Here is a 15,362-nt window from a genome sequence, read left to right as displayed (position 1 = left end):
CCGCATCCCCGCTCCGCTCACCAAGGGGTACCGTCGCGGTGCGTGAAGAGATCCGTCGCGCTGTCGTAGCGCAGGTCCTCGTCCGGGTAATGCGCCTCGTCCCCGGCGGTGCGGTCGCCGACCTCCAGGTAGGCCGCCGGCTCGTCGGAGCGGTTGACGAGCTGGTGCCCGTCGGGCTTTCCGGCCGGGAAGCCGGCACACATGCCGGGGCGCAGGATCGTCTCGCCGGCGTCGGTGACCAGGGTCAGCTCGCCGTCCAGCACATAGACGAACTCGTCCTGGCGGGTGTGCCAGTGCCGTAGGGCGGAGGCGGCGCCCGGCTCCAGCCGGGTCAGGTTCACGCCGAAGTTGGTGATCCCCAGCGGGTTGCCCAGCCGCTTGCGCAGGCGCCCGGCGACCGCGGCACGGAACGGCTCCGGGTAGCCGGTGGCGCCGAGCTTCGCCCCGACGGCGGCGGGGTCGAGCACCGGAGGCATTGGGGGAATGACGGGGGCGGTGGGGTTGTCTGACAAAGGTGGGTCTCCCTTCACCGGGGATCGATACCGATCTCTGGAATTGATCCGGGAACGTCACTGTAGGCCATCGGGCACGGACGGACCATCCGGCCTGTTAAGCCACCGGCCGGAAACCTCGTCGAGGCAAGGCCCAACGGAAGGGGGAAAGCGCATGGAGACGACGCTGTACATTCCACCGCTCGGCCTTGCGGGACAATTCGGAGCACCCGCCGGCTTCGCGGCTGCGGTGATCTTCGCCCACGGCACCTCCAGCGGACGGACGAGCCCGCGCAACGTCCGCGTCGCCGCGCGTTTGCGGGACGCGGGATTTGCGACGCTGCTGATGGATCTGCAGACGGAGGAGGAGAAGGCCGACCCGGCCAACCAGTTCGACGTCCACCGCCAGTCCGAGCGCCTGCTGCTGGCCGTCCGCCACCTGCGCGCGACCACCGCGGTGGAGCGCAAGCCCATCGGCTTCTTCGGCGCCGGGTCCGGGGCGGCGTCGGCGCTGATCGCGGCAGGGCGCGCCGCGGAGCATGACGGCATCGGCGCCGTGGTCTGCCGCGGCGGGCGCCCCGATCTCGCGGGGGAGTGGCTGAACGCCGTCGCCGCCCCCACCCTGTTGATGGTCGGCGGCAAGGACGCGCCGGCGCTGGACCTCAACAACGACGCGCTTGCCCGGCTTCACTGCGTCAAGGCGCTGGAGATCGTGCCGGGGGCCGGCCGTCTGTTCGAAGAAACCGGAAAACTGGATCAGGTGGCCGATTCCGCGCGCTCCTGGTTCACCACCCATCTGCTCAAGGCTGCCAACGGCTGAGCGCGGGTCGACAGCGGGAGCGATGCGGGCTACCTCTGGTTTCCCTGCCGCATCGCGGCACCCGGATCGGACCGCCCATGCCCCAGCTCGAAATTCTCAGCCACCGCCCCGCCGGACCGGCCAAGCCGGTGCCCCTGCTGTTCGTCCATGGCGCCTTCTGCGGCGCCTGGATCTGGGACGAGCATTTCCTGCCCTGGTTCGCCGAACAGGGGTGGGAGGCGCACGCCGTTTCCCTGCGCGGCCACGGCGCCAGCGAGGGGCGGGAGCGATTGAACAGTTTCGGCATCGCCGATTACATCGAGGATGTTCTGACCGCCGCGGACGCCTGCTCCGCCCCGCCGGTGCTGATCGGCCACTCCATGGGCGGCATGGTGGTCCAGCGGGCCCTGATCCGCCGCCGCTTCCCGGGCGCGGTCCTGATGGCCTCCGCCCCGCCGCACGGCCTGCTGGAATCGACGATGCGGCTGGCGTGGAGCGATCCCTACGTGTTCCAACAGATGGGCATGCTGATGACCTTCTCCAACGGCATCGAAGCGGAGGCAGTGCGCCGCGCCATGTTCTCCGACCAGGTGCCGCTGGAGATGGCCAAGCGCTACGAACCGCTGATGCAGGAGGAGTCGCAGCGCGTGCTTCTCGACATCGGCGGCTGGATTCCCTTCCCGCTCCTGCCAGCCCGCGGTGTTGCAGTGGCGGTGCTGGGCGCGGAGAAGGACCGGCTGATTCCCAAGGATCAGGTCGAGGCCACCGCCCGCGCGTTTCGGACGGAGCCGGTCTTCTTCCCCGCGATGGGGCACAGCATGATGCTCGAACCCGGTTGGGAATCGGTTGCCGGCCACATCGCGGACTGGGTGGAGACGGCAGTGCTGAAGAAACCGGCGCCGCAGAGAAGGACTCCGGATACGGGCGTCCGCGCCGCCGCCGACTGACCGGCGCGGCGCGGCGCGTCACCGCTCACTGCGTACGCAGGGTCCGCAGGAAGCCGCCGATCTCGCCGTTCAGGGTTTCCGACTGCTGGGCCAGTTGCCGGGACGCCTCCAGCACGGCGTAGGCCATTTTCCCGCACTGCCCGGCGGCGGCGGTCACGCCGGAGATGTCGCGCGCCACCTCGCGCGTGACTTCGGCGGCCTGCTGGACGTTGCGGCTGATCGCCTGGGTCGCCGCACCCTGCTGCTCCACCGCTGAGGCGATGATCGTGGCGATCCCGTTCACCTGCTCGATTACCCGCGCCACCCCGCCGATCTCCGCCACGGCTTCGCCGGTCGCAGACTGGACGCCGGACACCTGGGCAGCGATCTCCTCGGTAGCGCGGGCGGTCTGGCTTGCGAGACTCTTCACCTCGCCGGCGACCACCGCGAAGCCCTTGCCGGCCTCGCCCGCGCGGGCCGCTTCGATGGTGGCGTTGAGCGCCAGCAGGTTGGTCTGCGCCGCAATGTCGTTGATCAGGCTGACCACGGTGCCGATCCGTCCGACCGCCTCGGCCAACCCGGTCACCTTGCCGGTGGCGCGCTCAGACGCGGTGGCGGCCTCCCGCGCGATGCGCGAGGCATCGGCGACCCGGCGGCTGATCTCGCCCACCGACCCGGACAACTGCTCCGTCGCCACGGCGACCGTCTGCACGTTGACCGAAGTCTGTTCCGTCGCCGCCGTCACAGCGCCTGCCAGCCGGTCGGTCTGCCCGGCGGCCCGTGTCATTTCCTGGGCTTCGCGCTCCATCTCCTCGGTTTCAAGCGACACCGACTTCATCACCTCGCCGACGCTCCGCTCGAACCGCTCGGCGAGACCGGCGAGGGTGCGGCGCTTGTCGTCCTCCGAGCGGCGGAGAGCGGCGGCCTGATCGGCCTCCAGGCGCTTCTTTTCTTCGGCGTTGCCCAGGAACACACGGGCGGCGCTGGCCATGGCGCCAATCTCGTCGCGTCGGCTCGCCTCGGGAAAGGCGACGGCGAGGTCACCCTCCGCCAGGGCGTGCATGCGGGTGCTGAGGCTGCGGATCGTGGCGCTGAGCCGCACCCCGACCAGCGCAATCAGGCAGACCGCCGGCACCGCCAGAAGGCCCGCCACCGCCAGAACCGTCCACAGCGTGTTTAGGAAGGCGCCGCGGATGTCATCGATGAAGACCCCCGTCCCAATGTAGATGCCCCAGGGCTGGAAGAGCTTGATGTAGGACAGCTTCGCTGCCGTCTCGTTGCTGTTCGGGGCGACGTTCCAGAAATAGCCGTAGGTTCCCTCCCCCGTCGTCTTGGCGATCCGCGCCATGTCCATCAGGATCGGCGCACCTTTGGTGTCCTTCACGCCGGACACGTCCTGTCCCATCAGCTTCGGGCTGGGGTGGGCGAAGCCGAAGCCATCCAGCGTGATCGCGAACAGATACTCCTGCCCGCCGTAGCGCATGCCGAGAAGCGACCGCTTGAAGCGCGCCTGCGCCTCCTCCCGCGTGATCTGGCCGGCGGTGGCCTCCGCCTCGTAAGCGGCGGCCATGCTGTGGGCGGCCTCCACCATGAAGCGCAGGGATTGAACGCGGTCCGCGTGCATGCGCTGGTAATTCAGCCAGAGGCCGGCACCGACGATGGCGGCCGACGCGATGCTCGCCAGAGCCACCAATCCCCATAACTTCGAACGGATGGACAAATTATCGAACATGACAACCCTTCCGACAAATGCGCGCCAATGACCGATTGCGCGCCGGCCGTTCATTTGCCGGAATGCTATAAGAGAAATTATGACTCATTCATTAATGGTTTTACTTCGTTAGGCTCAACGCGCAACCAATCAACATAGAACTTCCGTTACGAATTTTTTATTTGATCTGTCGAAAAATTGATAACTCTCGCTTGGTTTGAAAGTTACCAAGTCTGGATCTGTTCTGTCCCGTTCAGGCGCCTGGGGCTGATTTTTGCGTCAGGACAAGGAAGACCTTCTCCTCGAGCTGCTCCGGGGTGAAGGGTTTGGCGATGTAGGCGCTGACATTGTGGGCCAGCGCCCGCTCCACCGCCTTCAGGGTGGCGAGCGCCGTCACCATCAGGAAGGGCAGATCGCGCCGCACCTCGCGCACCCGGCGCAGAACGTCCAGGCCGCTGGCCTTCGGCATCATCCAATCGCAGACGATCAGGTCGTACGCCCCGTCCCCGGCCAGCCGGAGCAGCGCCTCCTGGCCGTCCGCCGCCGTCTCGATGTGGCCGATGCCGAGGTCGCGCAGCACCGATTCGACGAAGTGCCGCGGCCCGTCCTCGTCGTCGACGACCAGAACACGGATGGCGCCGAGGTCGATGAAAGGCACACCGATCACCCCCAGCGCCCCGCGCATCCAGGAGGCCCGGGCCGAGCGCTCCTTGCCTCCCGTGGCGCCCAGCAGGAAGGAGCGCACGAAGCGCGGCCGGTGCACCTGCCGGTACAGCGCCTTGGCGACCGCCGCCCGGCTCTTGCCGCGGCAGAAGGCACCGTCACCGGCCAGCCGCACCATCTCCAGCACGGTATCGGGGTTCGGCTCGTCCTTGCCCTGAAGGGGGCTCAGCAGGCGCTGGGTGCGGATGAAGGCGTTCTGGATCTCGTCGATCTGCCCGGCCATATGCTCACGGGCATCCTCCGCGAAGGCGCTGTCGAGCACGAGCTTCTGGACCTCCGACAGCCCCTTCAGCTTCTCGGTCCTCTCCTTCCAGCAATCGAGCAGGCGCCCAGCGAAATCCCGCCCGTCGAAGAACTGGGTCAGGTAGCCGTTCACCGCCCGCTCGGCGCTCGGCGACAGGGGCATCTTCTGCAGGACGAACAAGATGCGGAGCTTCTGCATCAGCGTCCGCCCCTTGGTGATCTCGGGCAGCGTGTCCTCGTTGACCAGAAGCGCGCTGCGCCGCTGGAGCGCCGCCTCCGTCCGGGCGCCACCGAAATAGCCCTCCCCCGTGCGCAGCCGCTGGGACACCTGACTCAGCGCCATGATTTCCCGCTGGACCGCCTCGACGCCGAACAGATCGCCGGCGCTGGTGATGGTGAAGCGGTCGGGCTTCGACAACTCCCGGCGCAGCGCGACGATCAGGCTGTCGCTCAGCACCGGCATGGCCGTGCGGCGCACCAGCGTCTCCAGCCCCCTGAAGACCGGTGGCGCCTCGTCGGACAGCGGCTTGTCCCCGGCGATCAGCGACACGATCATGTCCACCCGGTCCACGAAGGGCGTGTCCAGGGAGCAGGAGGCGGTGCCGGTGTCGCTGCGCAGGATCTCGCCGAGCAGCCGGTCGAGCGGCGCCAGCGCGTCGGCGTCCTCCAGCCCGTCCGCCAGCTCCAGCAGGAGCCGCGCCTTCTCGGCGAAGCTGCGGCCCTGGTACAGGTGCGTGGTCAGCGCCGCATCGACCATGAAGCGCCCGGTGAAGGCGTCGCGGGCGGCGATCAGCCGTTCCGCCGTGGCGGCGTAGGTGGCCGGCGTCAGGTCCGGCGGCTGGGCGTCCTTCAGCCGCTCGCGGGTCAGCCGGGCGACCTCGTTGACCAGAGCGGTCAGCGCGCCCTTGCGGTCCATCGCCCGTTCCGCCTGCTGCAGGATGGCGACGAAGGTCGGGATGTTCGACAGGCTCTGCTGGTGGCGGGGGGAATGCAGAAGCTCGGTCGGCGTCAGCGCGTTCTCGTCGAAATAGCGCTGGCAGTGCCGGCCGATGCTGTCGCGGCCCTGCGGAGTGTAGAAATCGTCTGGGATCCGGCAGACGGCGGTGTCGCTCCCGCCATCCGTGTCCAGGTCACGACCGCTGTCCCGGCCGTCCGCGATGCTCTGGTCCGATGCCATGCCCTAACCCCGTCTCATTCGGCCAGCAGCCCGCGCACCGCCTCGATCAGGCGGTCCGGGGCCACTGGCTTCATGACGATCCGGCGGCCCGGCTGTGCCGTCATGTCCGCCGCCGTTTCATGGGACGCGTAGCCGGTCAGGAAGAGGATGCGCAGGTCGGGGTTGCGCTCCGCCAGGGCGCGGCTCAATTCCAGCCCGTTCATGCGGGGCATCGACATGTCGGACACCACGGCGTCGAACAGCCCGCCGCATTCGTCCCAGCGCTCCAGCGCGTCCAGCCCGTCCACCGCCTCCGTCACCGTGCAGCCGGCCTCCTCCAGCGCCAAACGGACGTAGGTGCGCACGGAGTCTTCGTCGTCCACCAGCAGGATGGCGGCCCCCTCGTCCTCGCCCAGCCCCAGCCCGTCCGCCAGCGAACCGGCCTGAACGGGAGCGGGAACGGCGGGCAGATGAATGGAGAAGACGCTGCCGCGCCCGTCCGGCCCGGCCTCCATCTCCACCGCGCCGCCGGCCTGCTGGGCAGTGCCGTAGACCATCCACAGGCCGAGGCCGGTGCCCTTGCCCGGCTCCTTGGTGGTGAAGAAGGGCTCCCAGATGCGGTCGCGCACCGCCTCCGGCACGCCGCAGCCCTCGTCGATGACGCGGATCACGGCGTAGCGGCCGTGCGCCAGCGCGCCGTGCCGCCCGAAGAAGCCGGCATCCGGCAGGGCGCTGTCCAGCGCGATGGTCAGGCGCCCGCCGTCCGGCATGGCGTCGCGCGCGTTGAGGGCGAGGTTCAGGATGGCCTGGTTCAGCATCACCGGGTTGGCGACGGCGTGCGCCTCCCCGTCGCCGATACGGATGTCCAGGTCGATGCCGGCGCTCATCAGCGGCTTCAGGAAGACCTTGAGATCGCGCACCAGCGGCGCCAGCGCCACCACCTCCGTCTCGTCCGACGGACGGCGGCGCGAGAAGTCGAGAAGCTGCGCGGTCAGCGCGGCGGCCCGGTCGGACGCCTTGGCGATCTCCCGCACGCAGGTGGTGACGCGCCCCGGATCGTCCGGCGCCCGCTCGGCCAGCCGGGCGAATCCGCCGATGGCGGTCAGCATGTTGTTGAACTCGTGGGCGATGCCGCCGGCCATGCGGCCCACCGCCTCCATCTTCTGCGACTTCTGGAGCTCCGCCTCGGCGCGGCGGCGTTCGGTCACGTCGTTCAGAACCAGGAGAACCGCCGGCTCCCGCTGATAGACCGCTGGGAAGGCGCCGATCTCCACATGGCGCTGCTCGCCAGACGGGCGGGCGATCGCGCATTCCACGCGCTGGTGTTCGCCTTCCGCGCCCAGCCCCAGCCGCGTCGTCACGGTCTCCGCCTCGACGATAAAGCGGTTGAGGTCCACCCCCTCCAACCTGCCGCTGCCGCCCACGCCCAGGATGGACGCCGCCGCGGCGTTGCCGAAGCGGATGGCCCGGCGGTCCCAGATGACGATGCCGTAGGGGGCCAGCTCGACCAGCTGGCGGTAGCGCTTCTCGCTCTCGCTGAGCGCGCTGACGGTGGCCTCCAGCCGCTCCGTCTGGCCGGCGAGCTGCTCCTCGCGCCGCTTCAGCTCGGTGATGTCCATCAGGATCTTCACGATGCCGCCGGAGCCGGTGGCGTGCTCGCTGATGCGGTACCAGCGCCCGTCGGACAGGCGGCCGTCCACCGGATCGGTGTGCAGCAGATGGCGCTTCATCCGCTCGGCGATCCAGTCGGCCATCTCGCGGTCGTCGCCCTCGTACCCGCCGCGCTCGGCGGCGGCGCGCAGGATGTCCTTGAAGGCGGTGCCGGGCACCAGCACGTCGGCAAGATTCGGATAGGCGCTGCGGTAACGCTCGTTGCAGAATATCAGCCGGTCGTCCGGGCTGAACAGCACGAATCCCTCGGAGATGCTGGACAGCGCATCGTGCACCACCGACTGCATGAAGCGGGCCTCGACCAGGGCCAGCGTCTCCGCGGTCGTCTCGATGCCGGTGCCGCGGTAGCCGGCGAACCGCCCGTCTGCGTCGGTGAAGGGCTGGGCGCTGATGCGGAAGACGCGGGTGTCGCCCGCCCCGTCGCGCAGCGTCACCTCCAGGTCGCGGAAGGCCCGCCCTGCCTCGATGTCGGCCAGATGGTCCAGCCAGGTGTCGGTGTCCTCGACCAGCGCGCCGAGGTCGAGCAGGGAATCGCCGAACACCGGCGCCGGATCGCCGCCGAGAATCTCCGACAGCCGTTCGGACACGTAGGTGTAGCGGTGGTCGGGAGCGCTTTCCCAGAACCAGTCGGACGCGGCCTCGGCGAAGTCCCGGAATCGCTGGCGGCTGGCGGCCAGCTCCTCGTTGGCGGCGCGCAGCAGGCGGGCGGAGCGGTCCAGGGCGGCCGCCGCGGCGCGGGCGCGGCGCACCGACAGCACGGCCAGCGCCGCCATCGCCAGCGTCATCACGCCGAGCGGCAGCATCAACCGGTCGCGCCCCTCTTCCGGCATCATCACGGCCAGCAGGCCGGCGGCGCCGAGCATGAGGAACAGCAGGTCGGTCAGCCCGCCCAGCCCGCGGCGTGGCGCCGGTTCCCCGCTCGGCCGGGCGGCACGGTCGGTGTCGGTGAGGGGCAGTCCGCCCCGGCCGGAAAGATCCACGGAGCCCCGCTCCATCGTCATGGGTGTACCGCCGCGCAAGGCGCGATCTGCATAGACCCGTAATAGGAGGGGAGCCGTTAACAGCCCGTTTCGCTGTTCGCCTTCGTACGGTCGGATTCTACCGTGAGCATACGATTTCCACCGCTCAGCGCCGGTTCACCAGAACCAGAATCTTCTCTTCGAGCTGTTCGGGAGAAAAGGGTTTGGCGATGTAGGCGGTGACGTCGTGGGCCATGGCCTCCTCGACCGCGATGATGGTGGCGAGCGCGGTGACCATCAGGAAGGGCATGTCGGGACGCACCGCGCGGACCAGCTTCAGGAACTCCAGCCCCGACAGGCGCGGCATCTTCCAGTCGCAGACGATGAGGTCGAAGGCGCCCTGCCGCTCCTCGAATCGGGTCAGCGCCTCGCGCCCGTCCTGGGCGATGGTCAGGTCGGTGATGCCGAGGTCGCGCAGGATCATCTCGACATAGCCGCGCGCGGCCGGCTCGTCGTCGGCCAGCAGGACGCGCAGCGTGTTCATGGCGCGCATCGGCAGGCCGGCGCCGGCCAGCGTGGCGAAGAACTGGGCGAAGCGGTCGGCCCGCTGCTCCGTCGCGTCCTTGCAGCGGGCGAGGTAGCCGCGCAGGAAGGCGGTGGAGCGGACATGGTGCCCGACCAGCTCGCGCGCCGCCGCCACGCATTTCCCCTCGGTGAAGGCGCCCTCGGCGAGCAGGCTGGCGAACTCCATGACCTCGTCGACGTGGGGCGGCCGGTCCTTGGCGATCCGGGCGAAGACCTTGTTGGTGCGCAGGAAGGTGTTCTGGATCTCGTCAAGCATGCGGACGTAGCGCTCGCGCAGGCCGTCCGGCAGGGTGGAACGCGCCACGCGCCGCTGCAGGTCGGCCAGCGCCTTGATGCGGGCGCGCGGCGTGCGGGCCGTCTCGAACAGGCGCTGGGTGAAGTCGCGGGCCTCGAGATGGCGGCGCAGGTGGGCGACGATCATGCGCCGGCTGCGCTCCCCCGACACCGCCCCCTCGAAGGCCAGCAGATCGACGATGCGGGCGTAGTGGCTCTTGGCGTGCAGCACCGCCTCCAGCCGCGCGCCGGACAGCAGCAGCGCCACCCGCCGGTCGATCAGCCGTGTCGTGCGCTCCCCGCCGATCACCCCGCCCTTCACGGTCAGGCGCGAGGCGAGAAGGCTGATCGCCGACAGCTCGTCCAGCACCGCCGCCACGCTGTTCGGCTCCGCCTTGGTGCCGGACAGCGGCGCGTCGCCGAGCAGGGCGTGGTGAACCCCGGCCTCCAGCCCCAGCCGGGCGGCGCGCGCCTGATGGCGGGCGACGAAGGCGGACAGCCGGTGCAGGACCGCCGGGGCGTCGGGGTGCGACGGCGCCTCGCCCCGCCAGACCATCGCCATGGCGTCGAGCACGCCGCGCAGCCCGTCCGCCCAGCCGAACAGCGCCTCGACCACCAGCCCGTTGGCCAGCATCTCGCCGACGATCTGGTCGAGGATGGCGATGCCCTCGCCGGACAGCCCGTCCCCGTCGAGCGAGAGGATTCGCACCAGCCGAAGCTCGTGGTTGCGCCCTTCCCCCAGCCAGGCGGACAGCCAGCAATCGATGGTATGGCGTCCGGGGAATCCCGGTGTCCGCGCCATGGTCTGGGCCACGGTGGCGGCGAACTGCTTGGCGTCGATGGACAGGGAGGTGCCGCTGTGGGCGCGCCGGGCGGTGACGGCCAGCACTTCCTGCTCCAGCCGCTTCAGCTCCTCCAGCCGCATGGCGGGGGAGCGGCGTCCGGGGCGGGCCTGCCGCTGCGCCACCCGCTCCAGCACCAGGGCGCGGCGCGGCCAGTCGAGGAAGGAGCGCTGCGGCTCCACCTTGTGCAGGAATTCGGTGGGGGTGATGCCGCGCGCCTCCAGGAACTCCGCCAGCTCCTCCGCGATCAGGAATCGCGCGGCAGGGGCGAAGACCTCCTCGACCCGGACGCAGACGGCGGATTCCGGCGACTCCTCCGGCGCGTCGCCGCTCAGCTCGCCGAGGAGCGCGTCGACGTCGTAGGCGCCGATGGGAATGCCGTCGGTTGGGAGAGAGGAAGGCGGCGGCACGGCGCTCATCGATGCCCAGCCATCAGATCAGCAGCGCGTGGATCGTGTCGGCCAACTCGTCCGGGTTGATCGGCTTGCGCAGGAAGACGATGCGGCGCCCGCCTGATTTCGGGTCGGCCAGCAGGTCGTCCAGGCTTTCCGTTTCCGGCGGGTAGCCGGACATCAGGACGGCCGGCAGGTCCGGATTCTCCCGGCGCAGGGCACGGGCCACCGACGCCCCGCCGACCTGCGGCATCACCAGGTCGGTCACCAGCAGGTCGAAGGCCCCGCCATGGTCGGCGTAGGCGCGCAGGGCCTCGGTGCCGTCGGCGGCGCAGACCACCCGCATGCCCATGTCCTCCAGCGTCAGGCGGATGAAGTCGCGCACCTGCGCCTCGTCCTCGGCCAGCAGGACGGTGGCGGCCATCGACAGACCCTCCATTTCGTCGTCCTCCGCGTCGAGGAAGAACGCGTCGTCCAAGCCCGGGACGTCCGTGTCCTCCGGCTCCGCGACGTCCTCCACCGGGAAGCGGAGCGTAAAGACGGTGCCGCGCCCCAGCTCCGTGTCCACCTCCACCGCGCCGCCCGCCCGCGCGACCGTGGAATAGACCAGCGCCAACCCCAGACCGGTTCCGGCCCCCGGCTCCTTGGTGGTGAAGAAGGGTTCGAAGATGCGGTCGATCACCGCCGGGTCGATGCCGCAACCGGTGTCGCCAACGGTGATGGTGACTCCCAGATCGTCCGTCCGCTCCACCGCGATGGTGATCGGCCCGCCGTCGGGCATGGCATCGCGGGCGTTGAGCACGAGGTTGAGCAGTGACTGGTGCAGCAGGGCGGGGTCGATGGTCACCACCGCCCCTCCCCCGGCACCCTTGATCCGCAGCGGGTGGCGCTCGCCCAGCGTGGGGCCGAGGAAGCGGCGCAGATCGTCGATCACCGCGCCGACGCGCACGGGCCGCGCCGCGTCCGTCTGGCCGGGCCGCCCGAAGCTGAGAAGCTGGGCGGTCAGGCCGGAGGCGCGGTCGGTCGCCTTGACGATCTCGGTCAGGCACTGCTCGACCCGCGGGCGGTCCTGCGGAGCGCGGCGGGCCATCTGGGCGAAGCCGCCGATGGCCGTCAGCATGTTGTTGAACTCGTGGGCAATGCCGCCGGCCAGCTGGCCGATGGCCTGCATCTTCTGCGCCTGCTGGATGGCCCGCTCCGCCTGCTTGCGTCCGGTGATGTCAATGAGCACGAGGAACCACGCCGCCTCGCCCTCGACCGCGAAGGGATGGATGCCGACCTCCAGCTCGCGCAGGGCGCCCTGGGCGGTGACGAAGCGGGCCTCGACCGGCGGCGGGGCTTCCAGGCCGCTGCCGGGCGGGGGCAGCCAGTCGAACAGGCGCTGCACCCCTTCGAACTCCGTCGCCTCGACCAGCGGGATGCGCAGCATGGCCTCGGGATCACCGCTGCCCAAAATCAGCGCGGCGGAGCGGTTGGCGAAGCGCAGCCGCAGCCCGTCCCAGATCAGGATGCCGTAGGGCGCCATCTCGACCAGCCGGCGGTAGCGCGCCTCGCTGTCGGCCAGCGCCTCCTCGTGGCGTTTCAGCTCGGTGATGTCGGTGAGGATCTTGACCACACCGCCGAAGCGCGTGGCGTGCTCGCTGATGCGGTACCAGCGCCCGTCGCCGAGCTGGTGGTCGGTCGGCGGCCCGCTGCGGGTGTGGCGGTTCAGCCGCTCGGCGATCCAGTCGGACGGGTCGCCGAGATCGTCGCCGGCCGCCCCCCGCTCCACCGCGACCCGCAGCAGGTCGGCAAAACGGACGCCGGGAGCCAGATGGTCGGACAGCAGCGGATAGGCGGCGCGGTAGCGGTCGTTGCACAGCACCAGCCGCCCGTCGGCGCCGAACAGCACGAAGCCTTCGGACACGCAGCCGATGGCGTCGGACAGCAGGGCACGGAAATGCGCCTCGCCCACGCCTTCGCCCAGATGAGGGTTCACCGGGGCCTCTACGACGGCGTCGAGCTGATTCCGCAGCGCCCGTAACGGCTCCCGCAGATGAGCCAGCGCGCCGGGCGGCGCGGCGGACAGCCGCGCGCCCAGGGTGTCGAGGAGTTCCGCAAGCTCTTGGTCAGGCCGGTCCATAGCCCGGCATTCAACCATTCCCCCCGGTCCCCCCGCCAGTTGATTCCGCGCTCAGCCCTGCTTCGGGAAATGGTGATGGCCGTGGTCGCAGACGCCGCGCGAATGCTTGTCGTCGCAGCTTTCGCCGGACGCGGTCAGGCCGATCCAGGCGTGCAGCGTGTTGGGGTCGAATCCGGCCTTGCGGTCCGCCCCGACCTGGAGCAGCGGGCGGCGGATCAGGTCGCGGTCGGCCAGCAGGGCGGCCAGCGCCGACTCCTCGTCCAGTTCGTCGGGCTTCACGGCGCCGGTCTTCACGGCGGCGGCGCGGCGGTTGAACCAGTCCTCGACCGGACGGTCCTCGAAGAAGGGGCGCAGGGTTTCAGCGGTGAGGGGCTCGGCGGCCAGATCGCGCTCCACCAGCGTGTGGCCGGCGGCCTGGAGTTGAAGCTTCTGCTTGGCGTTCGCCGTGCAGCCCGACAGACCGTAAAAGATGACTTCCGTCATGGGGTTGGTGCTCCGCATCGAAACAGGACGAATTAGGTCCAGTCTACCGGCGCGGGAACCGGGGGTGCCGGTGACGGAATGTCGCACCCCCGGATTGTCGAGCGGATCGGCTGTTCGCCAATCACTTGATGCGCTTCAGCGAGTCCTCGACGTAGGCGTTGGTGTAAGTCTTGGACAGGTCGATGTCCGTCGCGGCAACGGCCTTGTCGAAAGCCTTCAGCACCTTGTAGGCGGCCTCCGCCCCTTCCTGGGAGAAGCGGCCGTCGGGCGAGTAGGTCGGCTTCGAATGCTCGAAGGCCTGGGCGTAGAGCGTCTGGTTGCCGAGGAAGTATTCCGGCGGCAGGACCTTCAGCACATCCTCGGTCTTGGCCTGATCCAGCCACTTCAGCGTCCGCACGAAGACGTCGACCAGCGCCTGGGTGGTCTTCGGATTCTCCTTGATGAAGGCCGGCGTGGTGTAGAGCACCGCCGCCGGGTACGGCCCGCCGTAGGTGTCCAGCGTGCCCTTCTCCGTCCGGGTGTCGGCGATGGTGGTGACGTCGCCGTCGGCCTCCAACTGGCTGATCACCGGGTCGAGGTTGGCGATGGCGTCGATCTCGCCGCGCTTCACCGCGGCCACCGCGCTGGGGCCGCCGCCGACGCCGATGAAGGACACATCCTCCGGCGTCATGCCGTGCTGGGTCAGCAGATAGTTGACCATGAAGTTGGTCGAGGAGCCGGGGGCGGTCACGCCGATCTTCTTGCCCTTCAGCTCCTTAATCGACGTGATCGTGCCGGCCTTGTTCACCGCGGCCAGAACGATGCCCGGATAGCGGCCCAGCAGGGCGACGGCGGTGATCGGCTGGCCCTTGGCCTGCATCTGCACCGTATGGTCGAAGGCGCCCGTCACAATGTCCGCCGAGCCGCCGACCAGCGCCTGGAGGCTCTTGGCGCCGCCGCCGAAGTCGTTGATCTCGACGTTCAGCCCGGCCTCCTTGAAGTAGCCGAGCCGCTCGGCCACCGTCAGCGGCAGGTAATAGAGCAGCGGCTTGCCGCCGACCGCCAGTTTCAGGTCCTTCTTCTCGACCTGCTGGGCGTTCGCCCCGCCGATGCCGAAGGCCAGGACCACCGCCGCGGCGGCGATCACGCTTTTCATACGCATGGCTTCCCTCCCAAGTTTCTTTCTATATGGCGCGGTCATCCCTGCGCGTTGGTCGTCTGCGCCTCCTGCGGGCGCCAGTGCAGAAGGCGTTTCTCGATGACGGTCACCACGGCGTCGATCACCACGACGAAGATCGTCAGCACCAGCATGCCGGAGAAGACGCCGACCGTGTCGAACACCCCCTCCGCCTGATGGATGCGGTAGCCGAGGCCGGCGGCGGAGCCGAGATACTCGCCCACCACCGCGCCGACCATGGCGAAGCCGACCGCGGTGTGCAGGCTGGAGAAGACCCAGGACAGGGCGGACGGCAGATAGACGTGCCGGAACAGGTGCCGGTTGCTCGCCCCCAGCATCTTCGCGTTGGCCAGCACGACCGGGCTGACCTCCTTCACGCCCTGGTAGACGTTGAAGAAGACGATGAAGAAGACCAGTGTCACCCCCAGCGCCACCTTCGACCAGATGCCGAGGCCCAGCCACAGCGCGAAGATCGGCGCCAGCACCACGCGGGGCAGCGCGTTGACCGCCTTGATGTAGGGGTCGAAGACGATGGAGACCAAAGGCGCGCGGGCGAACCAGAAACCGAAGGCGATGCCCGCCACCGTGCCGATGACGAAGGCCAGCGCCGTCTCCAGAAGGGTGATGCCCAGGTGGTACCAGATCACCCCGGACGCGAAGTCGCTCCAGGTGCGCTCCAGCACCGCCAGCGGCGTGCCGAAGAAGAAGGGACTCAGGATCTTCGTCGCGGTCAGGACGTGCCAGATCAGGAAGAAGCCGATCAGCACGGCGACCTGCAGCAGCAGGATCACCGGGCGGCTCGGCAGGCGTTTCACACGGGCCACGGCCAT

At 69.5% G+C, this 15,362-nt stretch carries 11 protein-coding genes; 2 read left to right on the top strand and 9 right to left on the bottom strand.

The genetic code is table 11. The features are described 5' to 3' along the window. Positions 1-17: 17 nt before the first annotated feature. Positions 18-512 (bottom strand): cupin domain-containing protein, encoded by a 495-nt coding sequence (locus AMK58_RS06660; RefSeq protein ID WP_236778193.1) that lies wholly within the window; start codon positions 510-512, stop codon positions 18-20. A gap of 154 nt (positions 513-666) precedes the next feature. Here AMK58_RS06660 and AMK58_RS06655 point away from each other — a divergent pair, with 154 nt between their 5' ends. Beyond that, positions 667-1,311, top strand: coding sequence for a dienelactone hydrolase family protein (locus AMK58_RS06655; protein ID WP_035673238.1), 645 nt, complete (start codon positions 667-669; stop codon positions 1,309-1,311). 77 nt (positions 1,312-1,388) lie between these two features. Beyond that, positions 1,389-2,237, top strand: a complete 849-nt coding sequence (locus AMK58_RS06650) for an alpha/beta hydrolase (RefSeq protein ID WP_035673234.1) — start codon at positions 1,389-1,391, stop codon at positions 2,235-2,237. A gap of 25 nt (positions 2,238-2,262) precedes the next feature. On the opposite strand, the gene AMK58_RS06645 is transcribed toward AMK58_RS06650, so the two are convergent. The 8 genes from AMK58_RS06645 to AMK58_RS06610 all read right to left on the bottom strand — a co-directional run bounded on the left by AMK58_RS06645 (position 2,263) and on the right by AMK58_RS06610 (position 15,362). Next, entirely contained in the window at positions 2,263-3,948 is a 1,686-nt protein-coding gene (locus AMK58_RS06645; RefSeq protein ID WP_059398748.1) for a methyl-accepting chemotaxis protein, read from the bottom strand. Positions 3,949-4,180: 232 nt separating this feature from the next. After that, the gene (locus AMK58_RS06640; protein WP_051140202.1) at positions 4,181-6,070 is read right to left on the bottom strand and encodes a response regulator; all 1,890 of its coding nucleotides are present in this window, start codon (positions 6,068-6,070) and stop codon (positions 4,181-4,183) included. Positions 6,071-6,084: 14 nt separating this feature from the next. Next, positions 6,085-8,700, bottom strand: coding sequence for a hybrid sensor histidine kinase/response regulator (locus AMK58_RS06635; RefSeq protein WP_236778192.1), 2,616 nt, complete (start codon positions 8,698-8,700; stop codon positions 6,085-6,087). 145 nt (positions 8,701-8,845) lie between these two features. Further along, positions 8,846-10,798, bottom strand: coding sequence for a response regulator (locus tag AMK58_RS06630; protein ID WP_051140200.1), 1,953 nt, complete (start codon positions 10,796-10,798; stop codon positions 8,846-8,848). Positions 10,799-10,811: 13 nt separating this feature from the next. After that, entirely contained in the window at positions 10,812-12,893 is a 2,082-nt protein-coding gene (locus tag AMK58_RS06625) for a hybrid sensor histidine kinase/response regulator (RefSeq protein ID WP_051140199.1), read from the bottom strand. Between the two features lie 51 nt (positions 12,894-12,944). Beyond that, positions 12,945-13,376, bottom strand: a complete 432-nt coding sequence (locus AMK58_RS06620) for an ArsC/Spx/MgsR family protein (protein ID WP_035673230.1) — start codon at positions 13,374-13,376, stop codon at positions 12,945-12,947. Positions 13,377-13,497: 121 nt separating this feature from the next. Further along, on the bottom strand, positions 13,498-14,517 hold the full coding sequence (locus AMK58_RS06615; protein WP_014240226.1) for an ABC transporter substrate-binding protein: 1,020 nt from the start codon (positions 14,515-14,517) through the stop codon (positions 13,498-13,500). Between the two features lie 35 nt (positions 14,518-14,552). Then, the gene (locus tag AMK58_RS06610; RefSeq protein ID WP_014240225.1) at positions 14,553-15,362 is read right to left on the bottom strand and encodes an ABC transporter permease; all 810 of its coding nucleotides are present in this window, start codon (positions 15,360-15,362) and stop codon (positions 14,553-14,555) included.

It is taken from the genome of Azospirillum brasilense, assembly GCF_001315015.1.
Lineage (GTDB): Bacteria > Pseudomonadota > Alphaproteobacteria > Azospirillales > Azospirillaceae > Azospirillum > Azospirillum brasilense.
This window is presented reverse-complemented; position numbering and strand designations above follow the sequence as displayed.

Bases quoted from the DNA above. Each gene is read 5' to 3' on its own strand.
- AMK58_RS06645 (WP_059398748.1), bottom strand. From the start codon at position 3,948: ATGTTCGATAATTTGTCCATCCGTTCGAAGTTATGGGGATTGGTGGCT.
- AMK58_RS06655 (WP_035673238.1), top strand. From the start codon at position 667: ATGGAGACGACGCTGTACATTCCACCGCTCGGCCTTGCGGGACAATTC.
- AMK58_RS06625 (WP_051140199.1), bottom strand. From the start codon at position 12,893: ATGGACCGGCCTGACCAAGAGCTTGCGGAACTCCTCGACACCCTGGGC.
- AMK58_RS06615 (WP_014240226.1), bottom strand. From the start codon at position 14,517: ATGCGTATGAAAAGCGTGATCGCCGCCGCGGCGGTGGTCCTGGCCTTC.
- AMK58_RS06650 (WP_035673234.1), top strand. From the start codon at position 1,389: ATGCCCCAGCTCGAAATTCTCAGCCACCGCCCCGCCGGACCGGCCAAG.
- AMK58_RS06620 (WP_035673230.1), bottom strand. From the start codon at position 13,376: ATGACGGAAGTCATCTTTTACGGTCTGTCGGGCTGCACGGCGAACGCC.
- AMK58_RS06630 (WP_051140200.1), bottom strand. From the start codon at position 10,798: ATGAGCGCCGTGCCGCCGCCTTCCTCTCTCCCAACCGACGGCATTCCC.
- AMK58_RS06610 (WP_014240225.1), bottom strand. From the start codon at position 15,362: ATGGCCGTGGCCCGTGTGAAACGCCTGCCGAGCCGCCCGGTGATCCTG.
- AMK58_RS06640 (WP_051140202.1), bottom strand. From the start codon at position 6,070: ATGGCATCGGACCAGAGCATCGCGGACGGCCGGGACAGCGGTCGTGAC.